We start from the raw sequence: 15,690 nt of genomic DNA on the forward strand, positions 1-15,690 counted from the left end.
CGGCGCGACCGCCATTCCCGCCGATACCGCCCACGGGCTGCGTTGTGAGCGGCACTGCGGCCGTAGTGCCGGCGCCAATGCCGCCAGCGTTGCCGCCGACCCCGCCGAAGCCGAGCAACTGAGCGTCGCCCCCTTGGCCACCGAAACCGCCAGAGCCGGCGAAGCCAGTGGTGGCGCCAGCGCCACCTGCGCCACCGAGTGCGCCGTTGCCGCCGGACCCACCCACGCCGTAGAACAGTCCGCCGGGGCTGCCGTCGCCGCCGAGCCCACCGACACCACCATTGCCCCCATCCGTAGCACCAGCGGACCCGTTCCCGCCGAGGCCGCCGTTGCCACCGGCGGCGCCGTTACCGAACAATCCAATCGAGCCGCCGTTACCTCCGGAACCGCCATGGCCTCCGGGGTTACCAACGCCAAGCACCGCCCCGTCGCCGGCTCCGCCGACTCCCCCCGCCCCACCGCCGCCCGGGGCGCCGAACACCAGTCCGCTCTGTCCGCCAGGACCACCCATGCCGCCGAACCCGCCCACGCTCGCAACAGTCGAGTTGCTGAGCCCTCCGGCACCACCGGTTCCGCCCATGCCGCCGACGCCGAATAGCACTGCGGACCCACCGCCTGCCCCACCGGAACCGCCGACACCGCCCGCGGGAATGATGGTCGGCGAGGGGCCGGTGACCGGCGCGGCCCCGCCGACCCCGCCGTTGCCGCCCGCACCGCCAAACCCGTAGACCAGTCCGGCGCCGCCACCGTTGCCGCCAGCGCCGCCAGTGGTGCCGACGCCGCCGGCCAGCGGGGCCGGACCGCCGTTCCCACCGGCCCCGCCGGCACCGCCATTGCCCCACAGCAGACCGCCGTTGCCGCCGGCGCCTCCATTGAAACCGTTGAGGCCGGCGGTGGTCGAGTTTCCCGCGGCTCCCCCGGCGCCGCCATTGCCCCACAGCCCGGCATCGCCGCCGTTGCCGCCGCCCTGGTTGGGTGCCCCAGACCCGCCCTTTCCGCCGTTTCCTATCAAGAACCCGCCGTCGCCGCCGCTTTGACCGGTCCCGTCTATTCCGTCGGCACCGTTGCCGATCAGCGGACGCCCGAATATCGCTTCGGTGGGCGCGTTGATCAGGCTGAGCAGATCCTGCTCGACGGATTGCGCCGTGGCATTGGCAGCCTCGGCGATGGCGTAGGAGCCGGCCCCCGCGGTAAGCGTCCGCACAAACTGCTCATGAAACGCCGCGGCTTGCGCGCTGAGCAACTGATACGCCTGAGCATGCGCACCGAACAGCGCCGCGATGGCGGCCGACACGTCGTCGGCACCGGCAGCTAGCACTGCCATCGTTGGGGCGGCAGCGGCGGCGTTGGCCGCGCTGATCGACGAACCGACGTTCGCCAGATCCGTTGCCGCGGCAGCTACCCACTCCGGAGCTGCGACGAGATACGACATCAGGGACCTCCCACCACCTCGCGGAAACCCGGCGGTCGCCCGGTCGCCATCACCCACGGCACAGGGTATCGCCGTCGAATCGGCACACCCCGCATTTCCGCTAGACCTACCCAGCGTTTCGCCAGTCGGCTCGGGAACGTTTCAGGTGAAGGCCGTACCGGCCGTAGTCACGGACAGCCCGCGCCGCTATGAAGGCTTCGATTCCGCGAATTCGCAAAACGCGGTGTAGGCCCGCGCCCCGTAAATAGTGGCCGGTCCACCATGCATGAGGATCGTTACGCCGATGGCCTCAGCAGCTTCCTCGCAGCTAGCCCCAGCCCGCGCGGCGGCTTGGGCGTGGGACGCAATGCAGCCGTCGCAACCCTGCACCACACCGATCGCCATCGCCATCAGCTCCTTGATCTTGCGGCTGAGGGCGCCATCGGCGAACGCCGCGCCACTGAGAGCCGCGAATCCCTTATAGACGTCCGGGATTTGTTCGCGCAGCGCACGATGCTGCGGCAGCAGCTCCACGAGGACCTCGTGATAATGGTGGTCTGACATGACGGAAACTATACCCCCGTGGGTATCAAAACCGGTCCGGCGCCGTAACGATCACGCCTAGGGTTGCTCGGTCCGGTCCCAACGTTCCAGCTCGTCGATCACGGCTTGCAGCATGCCGGAGACTTCTTCGGCAATCGGCACAAGCTTCGCTTCACCGGTGACGTCCGCCATCAATCGAGGATTCATGGCTTCGACGAGCACGGCACCGGCCTGGTCCGGGTCTGATCGCAGCACCACATTGCAGGGCAGCAGCGTGCCGATCTGACGGTTGACCCCAAGCGCACGATGAGCCAGCGGCGGGTTGCACGCCCCAAGGATTAGATAATCCTCCATCTCTTCGCCGAGTTTGGCTTTCAGCGTCGACTTCACATCGATCTCGGTCAAAACGCCAAAGCCCTGCGCGGCGAGCGCTTCGCGGGTGCGCTTAACCGCGTCGTCGAAGCTATGGTGCAGCGTGGTCGACAGTGCAAGGTTCATGACCAATGCCTTTCTCTTCTTTTCGGAACAGCTGTTCAGGCGAGAGCCAAAAACAGCTTCTCCAACTCGGCTTCAGTGAGGGGCGTGGCGCCGTCCGCTTTGGCGCCGAGGGCACATTCCCGCAGACCGGTAGCAACGATCTTGAATCCAGCGCGGTCAAGGGCACGCGACACCGCGGCAAGCTGGGTAACGACATCCTTGCAATCGCGGCCCTGCTCGATCATCGCTATCACTCCGGCCAGCTGACCCTGGGCGCGGCGCAGCCTGTTCAAAACCGCGGCCATGCTGTCTTGATCACCAATCACGCTGGATCCTTCCGTCTCCTTGGTCCTCACCACGATAGTACCCCGGGGGGTATAAATCGTCAGCCGGCGCTACCCCAGAATTTACCCAGCCGGGTATCGGTTCCGCTCGGGCATTATGCCCGTATGTAAAGGCCCTTACCCATGCCACGATCGAGGCAATGGTCGTCGAGTATTCCGATCAGCGCGATTCGTGAGACGGATCGATTAGGCCCGCGCCAGCAGCCAGGCTTGGCCCTGACCTTCACCAGTGGCAATCAGGTCGAGTTCGGCGAATACCGTGGGCAGCTCGCCGCGTGCGGCGCGAAACGGGCCAGGAGCGGCATCGACTTCGCTGAGCATGGCGATCGCCAGTAATCCGCCTGGCGCCAATCGCTCGACGATTGCATGGTAGAGACGGCGATCGTAAAACCTGTTGCAGATGACCACGTCGGCGGGCGGCCCGGCCGGTAGGCCCCCATCGAGATCGAAGACGTCGAATCGACAGCGGTTCGCGACCCCATAGCGCTCGGCGAGGTCACGTGCCTGGTCGATGGCGACCGCAGAAATGTCCAGCCCCCACACCTGCAAGCTGCGGCGGGCCAGCCAGACCGCACTAGGCCCGCGACCGCAAGCCACATCGAGAGCCGTCCCGCTCGTTGGGAATACATCCGCGTAGGACACGAACACAGCAGGAGGCCCCACCGCGGCGACCGATGGGGGCGGTTGGCTTCGGTACCGCTCGTCCCAACGGCGTCGATCCTCCTCGGCCACATGCGCCACCATACGAAGTGGCAGCCGGTTATGCACCATTCCAATCATTACCTCGCGTGGCAGAAGAACATCCCGCACAGTGCGCACGACAGGGCACCAGGGCTGCTGCTGAAGATCATGGGGCTGAAAGTGCCGGCGGCGCATCGTTCTACGAGTACCGCACCATTACGACGGCCCTGTCACAAACCTGTCTGTGCGGTTGCGCTCACCACGGAGCAGACAAGTTGACCCAGCGCCCAACCGGTTTCACGCGCAACCCCGACGGCCGCGTCCACCGCTGTCCGCTGCGCATGAGGATCAGCGCCTATAGTCCTGCTCGAAGCACGCAGACGGCGCTCGACCATCTGACCGTGGCGGTTGCCGCAACCCTCTTGTTCAGCGCCCCGCGCCGACCTTGACGGAATGAGCTCAATGGAGGAGTAGATATGTCTAGCCTGGGACAAATCGCGTTGGGCAGTGCGCCCGTTTTCGGTGGTGTCATGCTGGCCATCGCGGCTGGGCAATTCAAAGGGACCGACTTTCGCGGTCAGCTGAAGCAGGACATGGACCTGCTCGATCGGCTCCCCACGGAAGACCCGCAACGTGCCGACCTAAAGCGCACGATCAACGAACGCATCGCCGACCTGGTAGACGCTGCCGATCGGAGTCGCGCGCTGCGCAAGGCCGCGACGTCTTATCAGGGCAATTGGCGGGACATCGTGCTGCTGCTCTGTGTGTTGTTGTTCACCGTCGTCTGGTGGGATGTCAATCACAGTCGCAGTAATTGGCTGCCGACATTCATCCTGCTGATCGCACTGTCGGTGGTGGCTGCCGTCTACGCACTGCGCGGCGCCCTGCGCAGCGTCGCTTCGCTAGCGCGCAAAAAGAGCAGCGCCTAACCCGCCGGGGCATTTCAGCAGCAGGCAGAGCGGAGTCGTTGCCCCGGACGTTTCACGGTTGCACGATGACTGACCGGAAAATACCCAGGGCGTCATGTCCAGGCCCGATCTCGGCGAGGATGATCGGGGCCCCGGTCTGCCCGATGCCGGGGATTTTGCTGAGGCGTTCGACCATGTTCGGCCCGGTGGGGGGCCTTAGGCCATCGTCGAGCGGGCTTGCGCCGCCGCTCTTGTCGTCTGGTTCGACCGCGTCCAGCAGGTCGTCGATGCTGGAGTGGCGCCGGTCGGATCGGACGCACGTCATCCAGAACCGACCCGGTCATAGGATGCCGATACGGCAGACGCTGGCGCTTGACGCGTCGTACGCTGACGCAAACCACAGAAGGGGCGTCTGCATATGCAACCAAGCTCGCTTGATCCGGTAGCCAGTGAACGTTTATCGCACGCGGAGAAGTCTTGGACCTCCGACTTGTCGATCAATGAGTTCGCGTTGCTGCACGGGGCCGGGTTTGAACCCGTCGAGCTCGTCATGGGCGTTTCGGTGTATCACGTCGGCTTCCAGTTCAGCGGCATGCGACAGCAACAGGAGTTGGGCGTTCTGACCGAGGCGACCTATCGGGCGCGCTGGAATGCGATGGCGCGCATGCAGGCCGAGGCCGATGCGCTCAAAGCGGACGGAATCGTCGGCGTTCGGCTCAACTGGCGCCATCATGGCGAGGGCGGCGAACACCTTGAGTTCATGGCGGTTGGCACCGCAGTGCGCTACACGGCCAAGCCCGGAGCATTTCGCCGCCCCAACGGACAAGCGTTCTCCAGTCACCTATCCGGCCAGGACATGGTTACCCTGCTGCGATCCGGCTTTGCTCCGGTGGCCTTCGTGATGGGCAACTGCGTTTTCCACATCGCCGTGCAGGGTTTCATGCAGACACTGAAACAGATCGGCCGCAATATGGAGATGCCGCAGTGGACGCAGGGCAACTACCAAGCGCGGGAGTTGGCGATGTCGCGCATGCAGAGCGAGGCGGAGCGTGACGGTGCGACAGGTGTCGTGGGGGTGCACTTCGCCGTCTCGAACTACGCCTGGGGACTGCACACGGTCGAGTTCTACACAGCGGGAACCGCTGTACGCCGCAGCGGCAGCGGAGAAACCATCACGCCGTCGTTTGTCCTGCCCATGGGCAACTGATGGCCGATTTCGATACCGAGCGAATCAGCGGAACCATCGCGGCCGCGCTCGCTGGTCCCGGCGGAGTTGCGTTGGTGGTCAACGTGTTCGCTGGCCTTCCGGGAGTGATTCACACCCCCGCACGACGCGGACTGTTCCGATCCAACCCCGAGCGAATCCAAATCGGCGACTGGCGTTATGAGGTCGCCCGCGACGGTCGGCTGTTGGCTGCGCACATGGTGAACGGCATCGTCATCGCCGAGGACAACTTGGCCGCCGACGCAGTCGGTCCGCACATCACCCGTGCGCTGGGGCAGATCGTCGCCAGATATGGGCCGACAGTTTTACCCAACATCGACGCGGCCGTGGAGATTCTTGACACCAGTACCGGTTATCGATTCTGATCCGCATCCGCCGTCACGCGCCGAGCTGATCCGGATGCGTTCACCGACGCGGTGCTAGCGGTAGCAGGCCGAGCACAGCACTCTTTCCGTCCGATGGCTCAGGGCCATGGATGTCTGTGCTTCGGTTCCGCAGGGCGGGGCAGCCGACGAGAAGCTTCGCCCGACCACAGCTGGTCGACTCGATGGTCGCGGCACCCGCAGTTGCGGTAGCGGCCATTCGAGGCGGCCGACTAACCTGCCTGCGGTGTTCAGGCGTTCAAGAGTTCGGGCTCCGGCACCTCGCCGACCGATCGACGCGGCCAGAAGAGCCAGCGGTTCAACACAACCATCATGGCCGGTAGCACAAAGGCGCGCACTACCAGCGCATCCAACAACAGACCGATGCCCACGGTGACACCGATCTGTGCCACGCTGAGCACACCACTTATGGCCAACGCGAACATTGTTGTCCCAAGGATGATCCCAGCTGCGGTGACCACAGCTCCGGTCGCCGCATAGGCGCGGATGATGCCGATGTGGGGCCCGGCAATTGATTCTTCCCGTATTCGCATTGCGAACTGCAGGTTGCAGGCCGAACCCACGGCTACCACTAAGACGAAAGCGATCGGCAGTACCGCCCAATGCAATTCACGGCCGAGGAGGCGTTGCCAGATCAATACGCTCGCGCCAAGGGCACAGATGTAGGACGTTGCGATGCTGCCGACAACGATGAGCCCGGCAACCGGACTTCTGAGGAGCAGAGTGCATATCGCGAGAACAACGCCGAGCGTGATGGCGGCCATCATGAGGAGGTCATGGCCGACGATGTCCTGCAGGTCGCGGGTGGCTGGTCCTACTCCGGTGAGTTGAACGGAGGTTGGCTTCAGGGTGCCTTCCCTGGTGGCGTCGTTGACAGCAGCCAGGATGGCGCGGGCACGTTCGGCGCCTTCCGCGCCCCATTCGTGGCCTTCGCCGTAAACGATCAACCGGGTGGCGTGTCCATTTGGTGAGACGAAGTCCTTGAGAACCGCGCGCATCTCAGGGTCGGTCAGAATTCTGCGGGAGGCGTAGAGATCCACGCCTGGTCCAGCGTCGGAAATGGCGGCGAGTTCATGCAAGTAGTTGGGAAGCTCTCGTATCGGGGTAGCGCCGACGTTGTTGAGTACCTCTTTCAGGCTTGCCGCGGACGCTCGGAGTTGCCCGAGTTGAGCACTGACGCTGTTCAAAGCACCCGATAGGCCGAGCGCACCGGACGTTGCCGAGGCAGCATCCGCAATAGCTTTCGCGAGTTGCTCTGCCGCATCAGCCAACTTAGTTGTGCTCTCGACCAACGAATTTGCCCACTGCACCACCTCTTGGGCGGCAGCACACACCGGGTTGGATGGGCAGTCTGGTATGGCGGCGACAAAACTCCGCAACGGATCGAAGATGTCGACGACGTCACCCGCGCGGGCTCGAATTCTGCTGATCGAGTCCTGCATCAGGTGAACCGCTAAACCTATCTGACCGATGCCGTAGGTGCCCTGCTGGACCCCAGTCGGAAGCAAATCGAGCGAACTGACCAGGTCCCCTATTGAGGTGTCGAGAGCGGCGAACGTCCCCTCCCGGGAATTGAGCTGGTCGGAAAATTCGTCGAGCCGATCACCGAGGTTGCCGCCCGAAGGGGTCAATGCGGCTTGCTTTGACACCATCCCAAGGGGGTGACTGGCTGACCGCACCATGCGCACGCCACGAATCTCCATAACGGCAGCGGTGATTCGTTCGATGGCGGTCAGGCCGGCTGGATTGCGGATATCGTGGTCGGTCTCGATCGTGACGACAGCGGGCAATAGTTGGTTAGGGGGGAAGTGGCGGTCGGCCGCCTGGTAACCTCGGTTGGACTCATACCGTGCTGGGGTTGCGGCGGCTTCGTCCCAGCCGATCGGCACGCCCGGTAGGGCGATCATCAGGATAAACACCAGTACCCCGCTGCTCACCAAGATCGGTGCCGGCCAGCGTGCCACATTCGTGCCGATGCGCCGCCACTGACGCTTTGCGTATAGGCGTTGGGGAGGTTTGGCCAGGCCAGCGCGGGCCAGGAGGGCTATGAGGGCCGGTGTCAGTGTCAATGCGGCCAGGCCAACCACGAGAACGCCTATGTCGCAAAGGAATGCGGTTGTCGCTAATATGCTGATCCGGGCCAGGCTAAGCCAGCCCAGCGCGGTCAAGGGGGCGATAACCGCAAGTATTGAGCCGCAGATCACCGGCGCCACGGCGCGGTAGGCGTCTGATAATGCTGCCGGTGGGGCGAAACCTTGCCGGCGCCGTTCGTGATAACGGGCAAGCAGAAACATCGCGTAGCCGGTGCCGGCGCCTACAGCTACGGCAATGCTAAGTCCAACCGAAAACAGCGAAACCCCCATGAAGCCGTGGGCGACGAGAACGGAAACGATTGGCTTGGCCATCGTCAAGGCAACTATGACCGACACCAGAGGCACCATCGCCGTCATCAGTGATCGGTAGATCAGCGACAACAGGATCAGGAGCGCCGCGATCGTCGTTGCTGTGATCAGTTGGATCTGTCTGTCTATCGCCTCGAACTCGTCCATGACGGTGGCGCCAGCGCCAGTGACGTATACGTGCAAACCATCGGGCGGGTGCAGGTGTGCCACGATGTTTCGGGCCGCGGTTATCGACTCCCTGGCTTGCGACGTGCCGACCATGCCAGCTAGGCGCATGGCTGCCGTCACCGCGTGGTGGTCCCTGCTCAAGACTGCATCAGCGATGGCCGGGACGCCCCACCAGTCCACCACCTCGACGACATGGCGGGAATCCCGGCGCAGGGCCGCGACGAGCTGGTCGTAGAACGTGCGGTCGCCGTCATTGAGAGCCCCATCGCGTTCTAGGACCAGGTATCCGACATTGTCGCCGGGTGATTTTTCGGAGAACGCCGCCGCCGACCGTTGCACCGCAAGCGAAGTGGGAGTGCCATACGGCGAGAACGGCTGATCCTCGGTGCTGATGAGCTGCTCGATTTTGGGGGCGAGACTGTTGCCGACGATGGCGGCCACCGCCCAGACGCCGACGATCAGGAGCGCGAATCGCTGGATGAATCGTCCAATCACCGCATGAGCCTTAGTGGCACCGGTCAGGTATCGGGCCGCAGCCGGCACGGCTTACTTGGTGCATCCGCTTCGCCTCATGTCACATGCAATCCCCGACCGAATCGGCTAATTCAACCACTACCGGAGCCAGACCGACAGTGGTTTTGATGTGTTCGGTCGTGATCGTGATCAGCGAAATCCTGCTCGTCTGCAGTCTTGACTCGATTTCGGGTTGATCTTCGCGCGGTCGCTGGTCAAGCCACGGATAGTTTACAGGGCTCGTGGGCACGGGTAGTGCACGCCAATGTCGGTCCGTGACCGTCTACAGCGGCAACCGCACCTGGACTGTGATCCATCCTTTCCTGAACGGCCACCCGTCTTATGCGCTGCTTCTGCTGATTACCGCTCCGATCCCGGTCGTGATGGTCGCGGCAACCGTCAACCAGGGCGACAGCACCTTCTACTACCGGGCGTTCGGCATCGTCGGGCTGATCCTACTGCCCATCTCGCAACGTCGCCTGGGCTGGGAGATCGCCTGGAAGCCGGAGCTGGTCTTGGTGGTGGTGATGTACGCGATCGTCTGCCTCCCGTTAGGTGCGATGTGGTTGAACGAAAAGCGCACAATTGCCGCGTTCGTGAGTACGGCGTGTGAACGGCACCGTGGTGTCCGAGGCCGTCTATTGGGCGCCGCAAGGCCCTGGCCGCGGCGGCAACAATTATGGCGGCGCGCCGGGTGCTCGTGGCGCTGCCGTCTAGCGGCGAGGCACTCTTGCCGGCCGATTCGATGGCGGTGCCGGATATTGATGACGTATGGCTCACGTTCACAACAACGAGCTCGGGGCTACCGGCAAAGTGATCGACAACGCGACCGCAACCCAGCACAAGTAGAACGGATTCGACGAAAGGCGTTCCCCGAGCGGTCTGCCAGGGGCGACCTACGTTGCTGCTATCCAACCCCTGAGCTGCTCTAGGGACGAGCATCGCTGCGAAGATGGCGCTGGTCGGCTGCAGCGAGAACGCAACCCTCCGACTACAGCACGGAACTGTCGACAGGGAACCCGAACCGATCAACGTCAGTGCCGCGGCACAACGGTCTCGGGACTTTCGCCGCAAGGTGCCAAGGGGGTGACGGTCTAGCTGTTCGCCGAAGGTAGGACGTCCACGGAACAAGAATTCGAGGGACGGCCCGGTTATTTGGTGCATTTTTCCTTAAACGTACTGCGGCAAAAGTATTTTCGATGCGATGAGTGGTGTGAAGGTCGCTTCGCCGTCAGCCGTGGGCGGTGGCGGCAGATATGCACCGACATGCTGATCGCCGATGCGCAGCTGCAGCTGCGCCCCGACTCACGCCCGCTGACGACCTTGATCGATGAGCGGGAGTCTCTGAACGACAATGAGATTCGCGACGTCATCAGTCTTCCTGATCGCCGCCGGCGACGAAGTCACCAGCGCAGCGGTGGCCTGGGCGATGCACGCGTTACTCACCGTCCTGCGCCCGACTCCGGCCGAATCCCGGATGGCTGGTCACCGACTGCGAAAAGCCGCGACGAGCTGACCTACCTCAGGCGCTCGGTGAAGCATGACCTGTGGTTCACCGGCCCACCGCATCTGGCGGGCCCAGGCGAACACTCACAATCTTGTGACGTGATAAGGCGGGTTGTCTCTTAGACGGCCTTGGTGACGCCGACGTAGGACAGCACCACGTCGGATTCATCGGTGACGCGCGTCAGGGTCGAATAGGAGCGGATGTATGACTGTCCAACGCATCCGTCGATCTTGACGTGGAATTCGTGGATCATCACCCAGGGATTGGGACCCTTGAACTCTTTCCTGACCACCGGCACCACGATGACGAATCCAGGCTTGAGCCCTACGCTCACCACACCGGTGTACTGCGCAGAAATAATCGGAAGCAGGGCCGCTCCTTCAGTACCGGGGCCTACCGGTATCTGCGCACCGAGGGATGGGCCTACGCTGCCCCCATTCGTCTGCACGACGCCGTTGGCTGTGCTCATGTCGATTCCGCAGCCGATCTCGTAACCAACTTCGAGGACACCTTGAGGCGTTTCCGGTCCAGTGAGCGACGCGACGAAAGTTCCGCTTGAGAGGTATTCGCGAGACGACACTGCGGTGGTCAGCGCTGCCACCGGAACTTGCCGCTCGTCTTTAGCGCCGAGGGCTAGGGTCCAGCCGTCCGGAGTGGTTATCCTGGCTGGTTGGCCGGAGGGCAACCACCCGTCGGCCGGTGGCGTCGCGCCGGGCGGGAGTTCAGCGTCGGGCTGAGCGCTGGCCGAAGGCGTGGTCACCGATACGACGAGGCACGCTGCAAGCACCGCAGCGCGGCGAACGACCGCGGCAATCGGCATCACGGCCTTCACCGTAGGTGCGGCCCAATTCGGTTGCGACGTTTGCTGGTCGACCAACTCAGACTTGTTGCGCGTTTGTGGCTAGTTTGCGACCGAGACGAGGCAAGCTGGAAGAACCGGTGACGCGTTGCCGGCAACCTGTGCCGGCAACGCATCAATTGCCTCGTTCGCCTGACCGCTGACCCGGTCGGTGGCGAGTAGACTGAAGGTTCCCCCGACGGCGCGCTGCAGACGGCAGAGAGGCGAGCCAATGAAACTTCATTTTGTCACTCGGGGACTGCTGGCCGGTCTGATAGGGGCCGCTGCTCTGGTGGGCGGCACCGGCGTAGCTCGCGCGGACCCGGATGATGGGGACCCTGATCCGCTACCTTCGATAATCGACGATTTCGCTACCCTGCTTCCTTCCCTGACGCTGGATCCTCGGGAAAGAGGCGGCGCCAAACACGATTGGAGTGGTACCGGAATGTACTGTCAGAATCAATTTGTCCGGTGCCGCGTGCACGGATTCTAGAGCCGTTGCGCGTCTTTGCCTGTGCGGTTGGCTCGGATGGGCAACACAATCTAGACGTCGTCATCGGGTAAACACCGACTCAGGCGACGCCATGCGACGGATTGGCACCCCGCTCCCGTAGTCCCCGTGGCCCTGCCCGCACACGTTGTCCTGTGCAATCGGAATCTGCCCCGATGTCGCGACCTAACTTCGGCCTTAACGAATCCGTTAGTGTCGTACCGTTCTCACGAGGGCATGCCTCGTCGTGAGGCGGGTGTGAAGGCGATCTAGGGGTTGGCGTGCGGAGTAAACCAGTCACTGTTCTCGCGGCCGGCGCAGTGCTGCTGTGTGCCGGGTGCGGCGGGTCCAATAGTCACCAAGGCGCCGACAATCGGTCGGCGGCGCAACCATCCGGCCGGGCCTCAAACCCGGCCACAACGATCCAGGCCGCTGCGTCGGGAAGGATGAACATTCGCTACGAAGACGCCCAGACAGCGGAGGCGCAACAAGGCCGCCAGCTCATGACGCAAGCAAAGCTGCTGGAGGCTGTCGCGCAACAGGTCAACGATATTTTGAACCTGCCCTACGACGTGGCCGTCGTCGGTAAGCAATGCGGAGAGCCCAACGACTATTGGGACCCCAGTGCCAACGAAATTCAACTTTGCTACGAAGACATCCAGCAAAGCGAGCAACGGTTCGCCGCCAATAGCAATTCTGACCCGGTGACCGCCGCAATCGACGCGACCACCTCGGGGTTTTATCACGAGCTGGGGCACGCCACCCTGGCGATCTATGAGCTCGCGTTCACCGGGCGTGAAGAGGATGTGGCCGACCAGCTCTCAGCGTTCATGCTGCTGGCTCCGGGTGCCGACGGAAAGCCGTATCCCAACGGGGTCCGTATCGCGACCAATACCGCTCAGGACTGGAAGTTGGGCGCCCAAGAGGCTGGCGACGCCAACGATCTTCCCTTTTGGGACGGGCATTCGATGGACATCACACGCATGTACAACTGGGAGTGTTGGATCTACGGGTCAGATCCGGTCGCCAACGCCAATATGGTCACCTCCGGTGATCTGCCGGAAGACCGTGCGGGCAATTGCGAAGACGAGTTCCAGACCATGTCTAAGGCATGGCATCAGATGCTGGGACCGCACCTGAAGAAACCAAGCTAATCGCGGCGGATCGGCCGCGCCTAGCCAGTGCCGCGCTAGTCTCGGCCGATGTCTGAACAGCAGAGCAGCACCGGTCCCGACCCCAAGGCTGTCGACTTCCTAGCCCGTCTGGGCGCCGCCATGGTGGCCGCCAACTATCCGGTCACCACGATCCGACGCACCTTGACGCTGTCTTCGGACTGGTACGGGCTGAGCAACCAGGTCCTGTTGCTGCCCAACTTCATTCAATTCGGCGGCTCGGACCATCTTGCCGGAACCACGGTACGGGTGGTGCGATCCGAGGACGATCTCCGCTTCGATCAAGCGTTTCCGCTAGCCGCGCTGGTCGACGCTCTTCTTGCCTGGTGTCGCGATCACCTTGGCGGTCGTCGACTGGACTACCAGGGAGGTGGTTTCGGGCGCGGCGCGACTTGTTGCCGGATTCATGCGGCTCGCCCAGCTCGCCTATGGAATTCTGATCGCGGCCCAGATCCTGGATGTAACCGCGACTGAGCTAAACGCGTTACAGCTCAACGAGATTGGCGTCTGGGCACCGTGGGCGGGGGTGGCCTTGTATGCGTTGGGTATCCTGCTGTACCTGGGACCGCCCAACCGGTTTTTGCCGTGGCTGGTGGTGACCCTCGTGATCACCTACGCCGGCCAGGTAGGCGCGAACGAGCTATTAGGCAGTTACGCAAGCGGATTCTCACGCTGATGTTGTTCGCGATGGCAGTCTCGCGACGTCACGACGCTCCGCCGGCTGCGACGCTGCTGCTGCCCGGGTTTTGGCTGCTGGTCCCCGGGTCACTTGGCCTGATCGGCGTCACACAACTGGTCAGTGCCAACGCCGCTGCGGCCATCGCGGTGACGGTGGTGTCGATGATCTCTATCGCGCTGGGCCTGCAGGCCGGTCTGCTGATTTGGCGTGGCGGAGGCCAACTCGTCGGAGCCAAGATTTCCCCGTGAACAGGAGTTCATGCACTGTTCAGACATCTGTTGACTGCACCTCGGTGATCGCACACAAGGGGCGGTTTCCCTCACGGTATGCGTGTCGTTCAGGTGGCCAATTTCTACGGACCACATTCCGGTGGACTTCGGACGGCTGTCGACCGGCTGGGATCCGAATACTGCGCGAGGGGCCACGAAGTATTTCTGATCGTCCCTGGTGCCCAACCTACGAGCCGTCACCTGCCGACCGGCGTTGTTCGTATCACTTTGCCTGCCAGCCTTATTCCATGCACCGGCGGTTACCGCGTGGTGCTGCCCGGTCCGGTGCGGGCAATGCTGGAAACATTGCGACCAGACGCCTTGGAGGTCTCTGACCGGCTCACCTTGCGGTCGCTGGGCCGCTGGGGCCGCGACCATGGCGTCACCACGGTCATGATCTCCCACGAACGTCTCGATAGATTTGCGGGTCAGCTGCTTCCGCAACGCGTCGCACAGAAGTTCGCCGACACGGCGAACAGGCGGACCGCCGCCAATTACGACGCCGTGGTGTGCACAACGGGATTTGCGCGTGAAGAGTTTGACCGAATCGGCGCGACGAATACCGTCACTGTCCCCCTGGGTGTCGATCTGCAGACCTTCCATCCGCAGCGGCGCTCCGCCCCGATGCGACAACGCTTTGCCGCACCAGGGCAGCTATTGCTGGTCCACTGCGGCCGGCTGTCGGTCGAAAAACATGCCGATCGCAGCATCGGCGCGGTCGCCGCCTTATGCCAGACCGGGGTCGACGCCCGACTGGTCATCGTCGGCGAGGGCCCGTTGCGCCCCAGACTGCAGCGTCAAGCGGCCGGTCTACCGGTTGACTTCACCGGGTTCATCGGCGATCGGCGCACCATAGCCATGGTGCTGGCTTCGGCCGATGTGTCGCTGGCACCGGGACCGCACGAAACGTTCGGGCTGGCGGCATTGGAATCACTGGCCTGCGGTACACCGGTGGTGGTGTCCCGCACGTCAGCACTTACCGAGATCATCTCGACAAACAGTGGCGCGTTGGCCGACAACGACCCAATGGCGATCGCCCGAGCGGTCCGTACCATCGTCAGCCGGCCGGAGCACGAGCGCCGGCGTTCGGCAAGGCGCCGCGCCGAGTTGTTCACCTGGCAGCAGGCGGCCACCGGGATGCTGAGCGCCTTGGGCGCTGACAGTGCCCACAGTGCCGGCCGATGCCGCTACGAACGCCATACCGCATAGCCGTCGTTGCTGGGCCGAATCCACTCAGGTGCAAGGTATCCCGTGTGGACCACCAAGCCAGTGACCGGGTGGAGATTGCCAGGGGCACACGCGCTGAACTTGGCCGGGGGCTAACGGGCGCCACCCGGTCGGATCATCGATGTGCGGGATTGGTGGACGCGGTATCCGAGGGCCCGGGTCGGCTTGTGCCGTACCGGCACCTAACCCAAAGACGGCTGCGCTGACTGCACCGGCGATGGCTAAGTTTCCCGTCACCTTCATGAACTTCATTGTCGTCGCCTCCCGGATCCGGACTCATTTCGCACGATTTCCAGGTTAGTCATCCCTGACGAGGCGGGGTGCTGTCCGATAGCGAACGAGCGGAGTTTTTGCTGATTTTCGGGCTCCGTGTAGACGGCGGCACATGCCGACGCATATTTCGGCGGACGCCGGGAGCGCCCGCGGCAGGCTGCGCACCAAGATTTCCCTGCG

Annotated in this window: 17 protein-coding genes; 9 read left to right on the forward strand and 8 right to left on the reverse strand. The window is 63.5% G+C overall.

Translation table 11 applies throughout. The features are described from left to right. From F0Q45_RS18280 to F0Q45_RS18300, 5 genes are all read right to left on the reverse strand, one after another. On the reverse strand, nucleotides 1-1,432 hold a 1,432-nt coding region (locus F0Q45_RS18280), incomplete at its 3' end, for a PE family protein (RefSeq protein ID WP_149655284.1). Between the two features lie 186 nt (nucleotides 1,433-1,618). Beyond that, the gene (locus F0Q45_RS18285) at nucleotides 1,619-1,975 is read right to left on the reverse strand and encodes a carboxymuconolactone decarboxylase family protein (protein WP_149655285.1); all 357 of its coding nucleotides are present in this window, start codon (nucleotides 1,973-1,975) and stop codon (nucleotides 1,619-1,621) included. A gap of 57 nt (nucleotides 1,976-2,032) precedes the next feature. Beyond that, entirely contained in the window at nucleotides 2,033-2,452 is a 420-nt protein-coding gene (locus tag F0Q45_RS18290) for a DUF302 domain-containing protein (RefSeq protein WP_149655286.1), read from the reverse strand. Between the two features lie 35 nt (nucleotides 2,453-2,487). Then, nucleotides 2,488-2,757: a metal-sensitive transcriptional regulator gene (locus F0Q45_RS18295; protein WP_149655287.1), complete on the reverse strand. Its 270-nt coding sequence runs from the start codon at nucleotides 2,755-2,757 to the stop codon at nucleotides 2,488-2,490. Nucleotides 2,758-2,961: 204 nt separating this feature from the next. Further along, nucleotides 2,962-3,507, reverse strand: a complete 546-nt coding sequence (locus F0Q45_RS18300) for a class I SAM-dependent methyltransferase (RefSeq protein WP_149655295.1) — start codon at nucleotides 3,505-3,507, stop codon at nucleotides 2,962-2,964. A gap of 425 nt (nucleotides 3,508-3,932) precedes the next feature. Between F0Q45_RS18300 and F0Q45_RS18305 the strand changes: the two genes are divergently transcribed. Continuing rightward, on the forward strand, nucleotides 3,933-4,385 hold the full coding sequence (locus tag F0Q45_RS18305; RefSeq protein ID WP_149655288.1) for a hypothetical protein: 453 nt from the start codon (nucleotides 3,933-3,935) through the stop codon (nucleotides 4,383-4,385). 52 nt (nucleotides 4,386-4,437) lie between these two features. Here F0Q45_RS18305 and F0Q45_RS18310 read toward each other — a convergent pair whose 3' ends face one another. Then, complete coding sequence (locus F0Q45_RS18310) at nucleotides 4,438-4,689, reverse strand: IS110 family transposase (RefSeq protein WP_149655289.1); 252 nt, start codon at nucleotides 4,687-4,689, stop codon at nucleotides 4,438-4,440. Nucleotides 4,690-4,782: 93 nt separating this feature from the next. Here F0Q45_RS18310 and F0Q45_RS18315 point away from each other — a divergent pair, with 93 nt between their 5' ends. After that, nucleotides 4,783-5,571 (forward strand): heavy metal-binding domain-containing protein, encoded by a 789-nt coding sequence (locus tag F0Q45_RS18315; RefSeq protein WP_149655290.1) that lies wholly within the window; start codon nucleotides 4,783-4,785, stop codon nucleotides 5,569-5,571. Next, nucleotides 5,571-5,954: a DUF5073 family protein gene (locus F0Q45_RS18320; protein ID WP_149655291.1), complete on the forward strand. Its 384-nt coding sequence runs from the start codon at nucleotides 5,571-5,573 to the stop codon at nucleotides 5,952-5,954. Before F0Q45_RS18315 ends, F0Q45_RS18320 begins: the two co-directional genes overlap by 1 nt. Nucleotides 5,955-6,202: 248 nt before the next feature. Here F0Q45_RS18320 and F0Q45_RS18325 read toward each other — a convergent pair whose 3' ends face one another. Next, entirely contained in the window at nucleotides 6,203-9,085 is a 2,883-nt protein-coding gene (locus tag F0Q45_RS18325) for an MMPL/RND family transporter (protein WP_262491054.1), read from the reverse strand. Nucleotides 9,086-10,409: 1,324 nt separating this feature from the next. Between F0Q45_RS18325 and F0Q45_RS27845 the strand changes: the two genes are divergently transcribed. Then, nucleotides 10,410-10,571, forward strand: a complete 162-nt coding sequence (locus F0Q45_RS27845) for a hypothetical protein (RefSeq protein ID WP_188113008.1) — start codon at nucleotides 10,410-10,412, stop codon at nucleotides 10,569-10,571. Nucleotides 10,572-10,680: 109 nt separating this feature from the next. Here the strand turns inward: F0Q45_RS27845 and F0Q45_RS18330 are convergent, their stop codons facing one another. After that, nucleotides 10,681-11,382 (reverse strand): MspA family porin, encoded by a 702-nt coding sequence (locus tag F0Q45_RS18330; RefSeq protein ID WP_149655297.1) that lies wholly within the window; start codon nucleotides 11,380-11,382, stop codon nucleotides 10,681-10,683. A 789-nt stretch (nucleotides 11,383-12,171) separates the two neighbouring features. On the opposite strand from F0Q45_RS18330, the gene F0Q45_RS18340 reads away from it, so the two are divergent. From F0Q45_RS18340 to F0Q45_RS18350, 5 genes are all read left to right on the forward strand, one after another. Beyond that, nucleotides 12,172-13,044 carry a DUF4344 domain-containing metallopeptidase gene (locus tag F0Q45_RS18340; RefSeq protein WP_149655293.1) on the forward strand — a complete coding sequence of 291 codons (873 nt, stop codon included), beginning with the start codon at nucleotides 12,172-12,174 and terminating at the stop codon, nucleotides 13,042-13,044. Nucleotides 13,045-13,092: 48 nt separating this feature from the next. Next, nucleotides 13,093-13,536 (forward strand): hypothetical protein, encoded by a 444-nt coding sequence (locus F0Q45_RS29955; RefSeq protein WP_306439453.1) that lies wholly within the window; start codon nucleotides 13,093-13,095, stop codon nucleotides 13,534-13,536. Further along, nucleotides 13,433-13,738, forward strand: coding sequence for a hypothetical protein (locus tag F0Q45_RS29960; RefSeq protein WP_306439452.1), 306 nt, complete (start codon nucleotides 13,433-13,435; stop codon nucleotides 13,736-13,738). Before F0Q45_RS29955 ends, F0Q45_RS29960 begins: the two co-directional genes overlap by 104 nt. Beyond that, on the forward strand, nucleotides 13,738-13,989 hold the full coding sequence (locus F0Q45_RS29965; RefSeq protein ID WP_306439451.1) for a hypothetical protein: 252 nt from the start codon (nucleotides 13,738-13,740) through the stop codon (nucleotides 13,987-13,989). The genes F0Q45_RS29960 and F0Q45_RS29965 overlap by 1 nt, the downstream gene beginning before the upstream one ends. Before the next feature lie 78 nt (nucleotides 13,990-14,067). Next, entirely contained in the window at nucleotides 14,068-15,219 is a 1,152-nt protein-coding gene (locus F0Q45_RS18350; protein ID WP_188113009.1) for a glycosyltransferase, read from the forward strand. The last annotated feature ends 471 nt before the right edge of the window (nucleotides 15,220-15,690 follow it).

The sequence above is a fragment of the Mycobacterium simiae genome (assembly GCF_008370645.1).
GTDB classification, from domain to species: Bacteria; Actinomycetota; Actinomycetes; order Mycobacteriales; family Mycobacteriaceae; genus Mycobacterium; species Mycobacterium simiae_A.

Bases quoted from the DNA above. Each gene is read 5' to 3' on its own strand.
- F0Q45_RS18320 (WP_149655291.1), top strand. From the start codon at position 5,571: ATGGCCGATTTCGATACCGAGCGAATCAGCGGAACCATCGCGGCCGCG.
- F0Q45_RS29965 (WP_306439451.1), top strand. From the start codon at position 13,738: ATGTTGTTCGCGATGGCAGTCTCGCGACGTCACGACGCTCCGCCGGCT.
- F0Q45_RS18350 (WP_188113009.1), top strand. From the start codon at position 14,068: ATGCGTGTCGTTCAGGTGGCCAATTTCTACGGACCACATTCCGGTGGA.
- F0Q45_RS27845 (WP_188113008.1), top strand. From the start codon at position 10,410: ATGAGATTCGCGACGTCATCAGTCTTCCTGATCGCCGCCGGCGACGAA.
- F0Q45_RS18330 (WP_149655297.1), bottom strand. From the start codon at position 11,382: ATGCCGATTGCCGCGGTCGTTCGCCGCGCTGCGGTGCTTGCAGCGTGC.
- F0Q45_RS18310 (WP_149655289.1), bottom strand. From the start codon at position 4,689: ATGACGTGCGTCCGATCCGACCGGCGCCACTCCAGCATCGACGACCTG.
- F0Q45_RS29955 (WP_306439453.1), top strand. From the start codon at position 13,093: ATGTCTGAACAGCAGAGCAGCACCGGTCCCGACCCCAAGGCTGTCGAC.
- F0Q45_RS18305 (WP_149655288.1), top strand. From the start codon at position 3,933: ATGTCTAGCCTGGGACAAATCGCGTTGGGCAGTGCGCCCGTTTTCGGT.
- F0Q45_RS18315 (WP_149655290.1), top strand. From the start codon at position 4,783: ATGCAACCAAGCTCGCTTGATCCGGTAGCCAGTGAACGTTTATCGCAC.
- F0Q45_RS18285 (WP_149655285.1), bottom strand. From the start codon at position 1,975: ATGTCAGACCACCATTATCACGAGGTCCTCGTGGAGCTGCTGCCGCAG.
- F0Q45_RS18290 (WP_149655286.1), bottom strand. From the start codon at position 2,452: ATGAACCTTGCACTGTCGACCACGCTGCACCATAGCTTCGACGACGCG.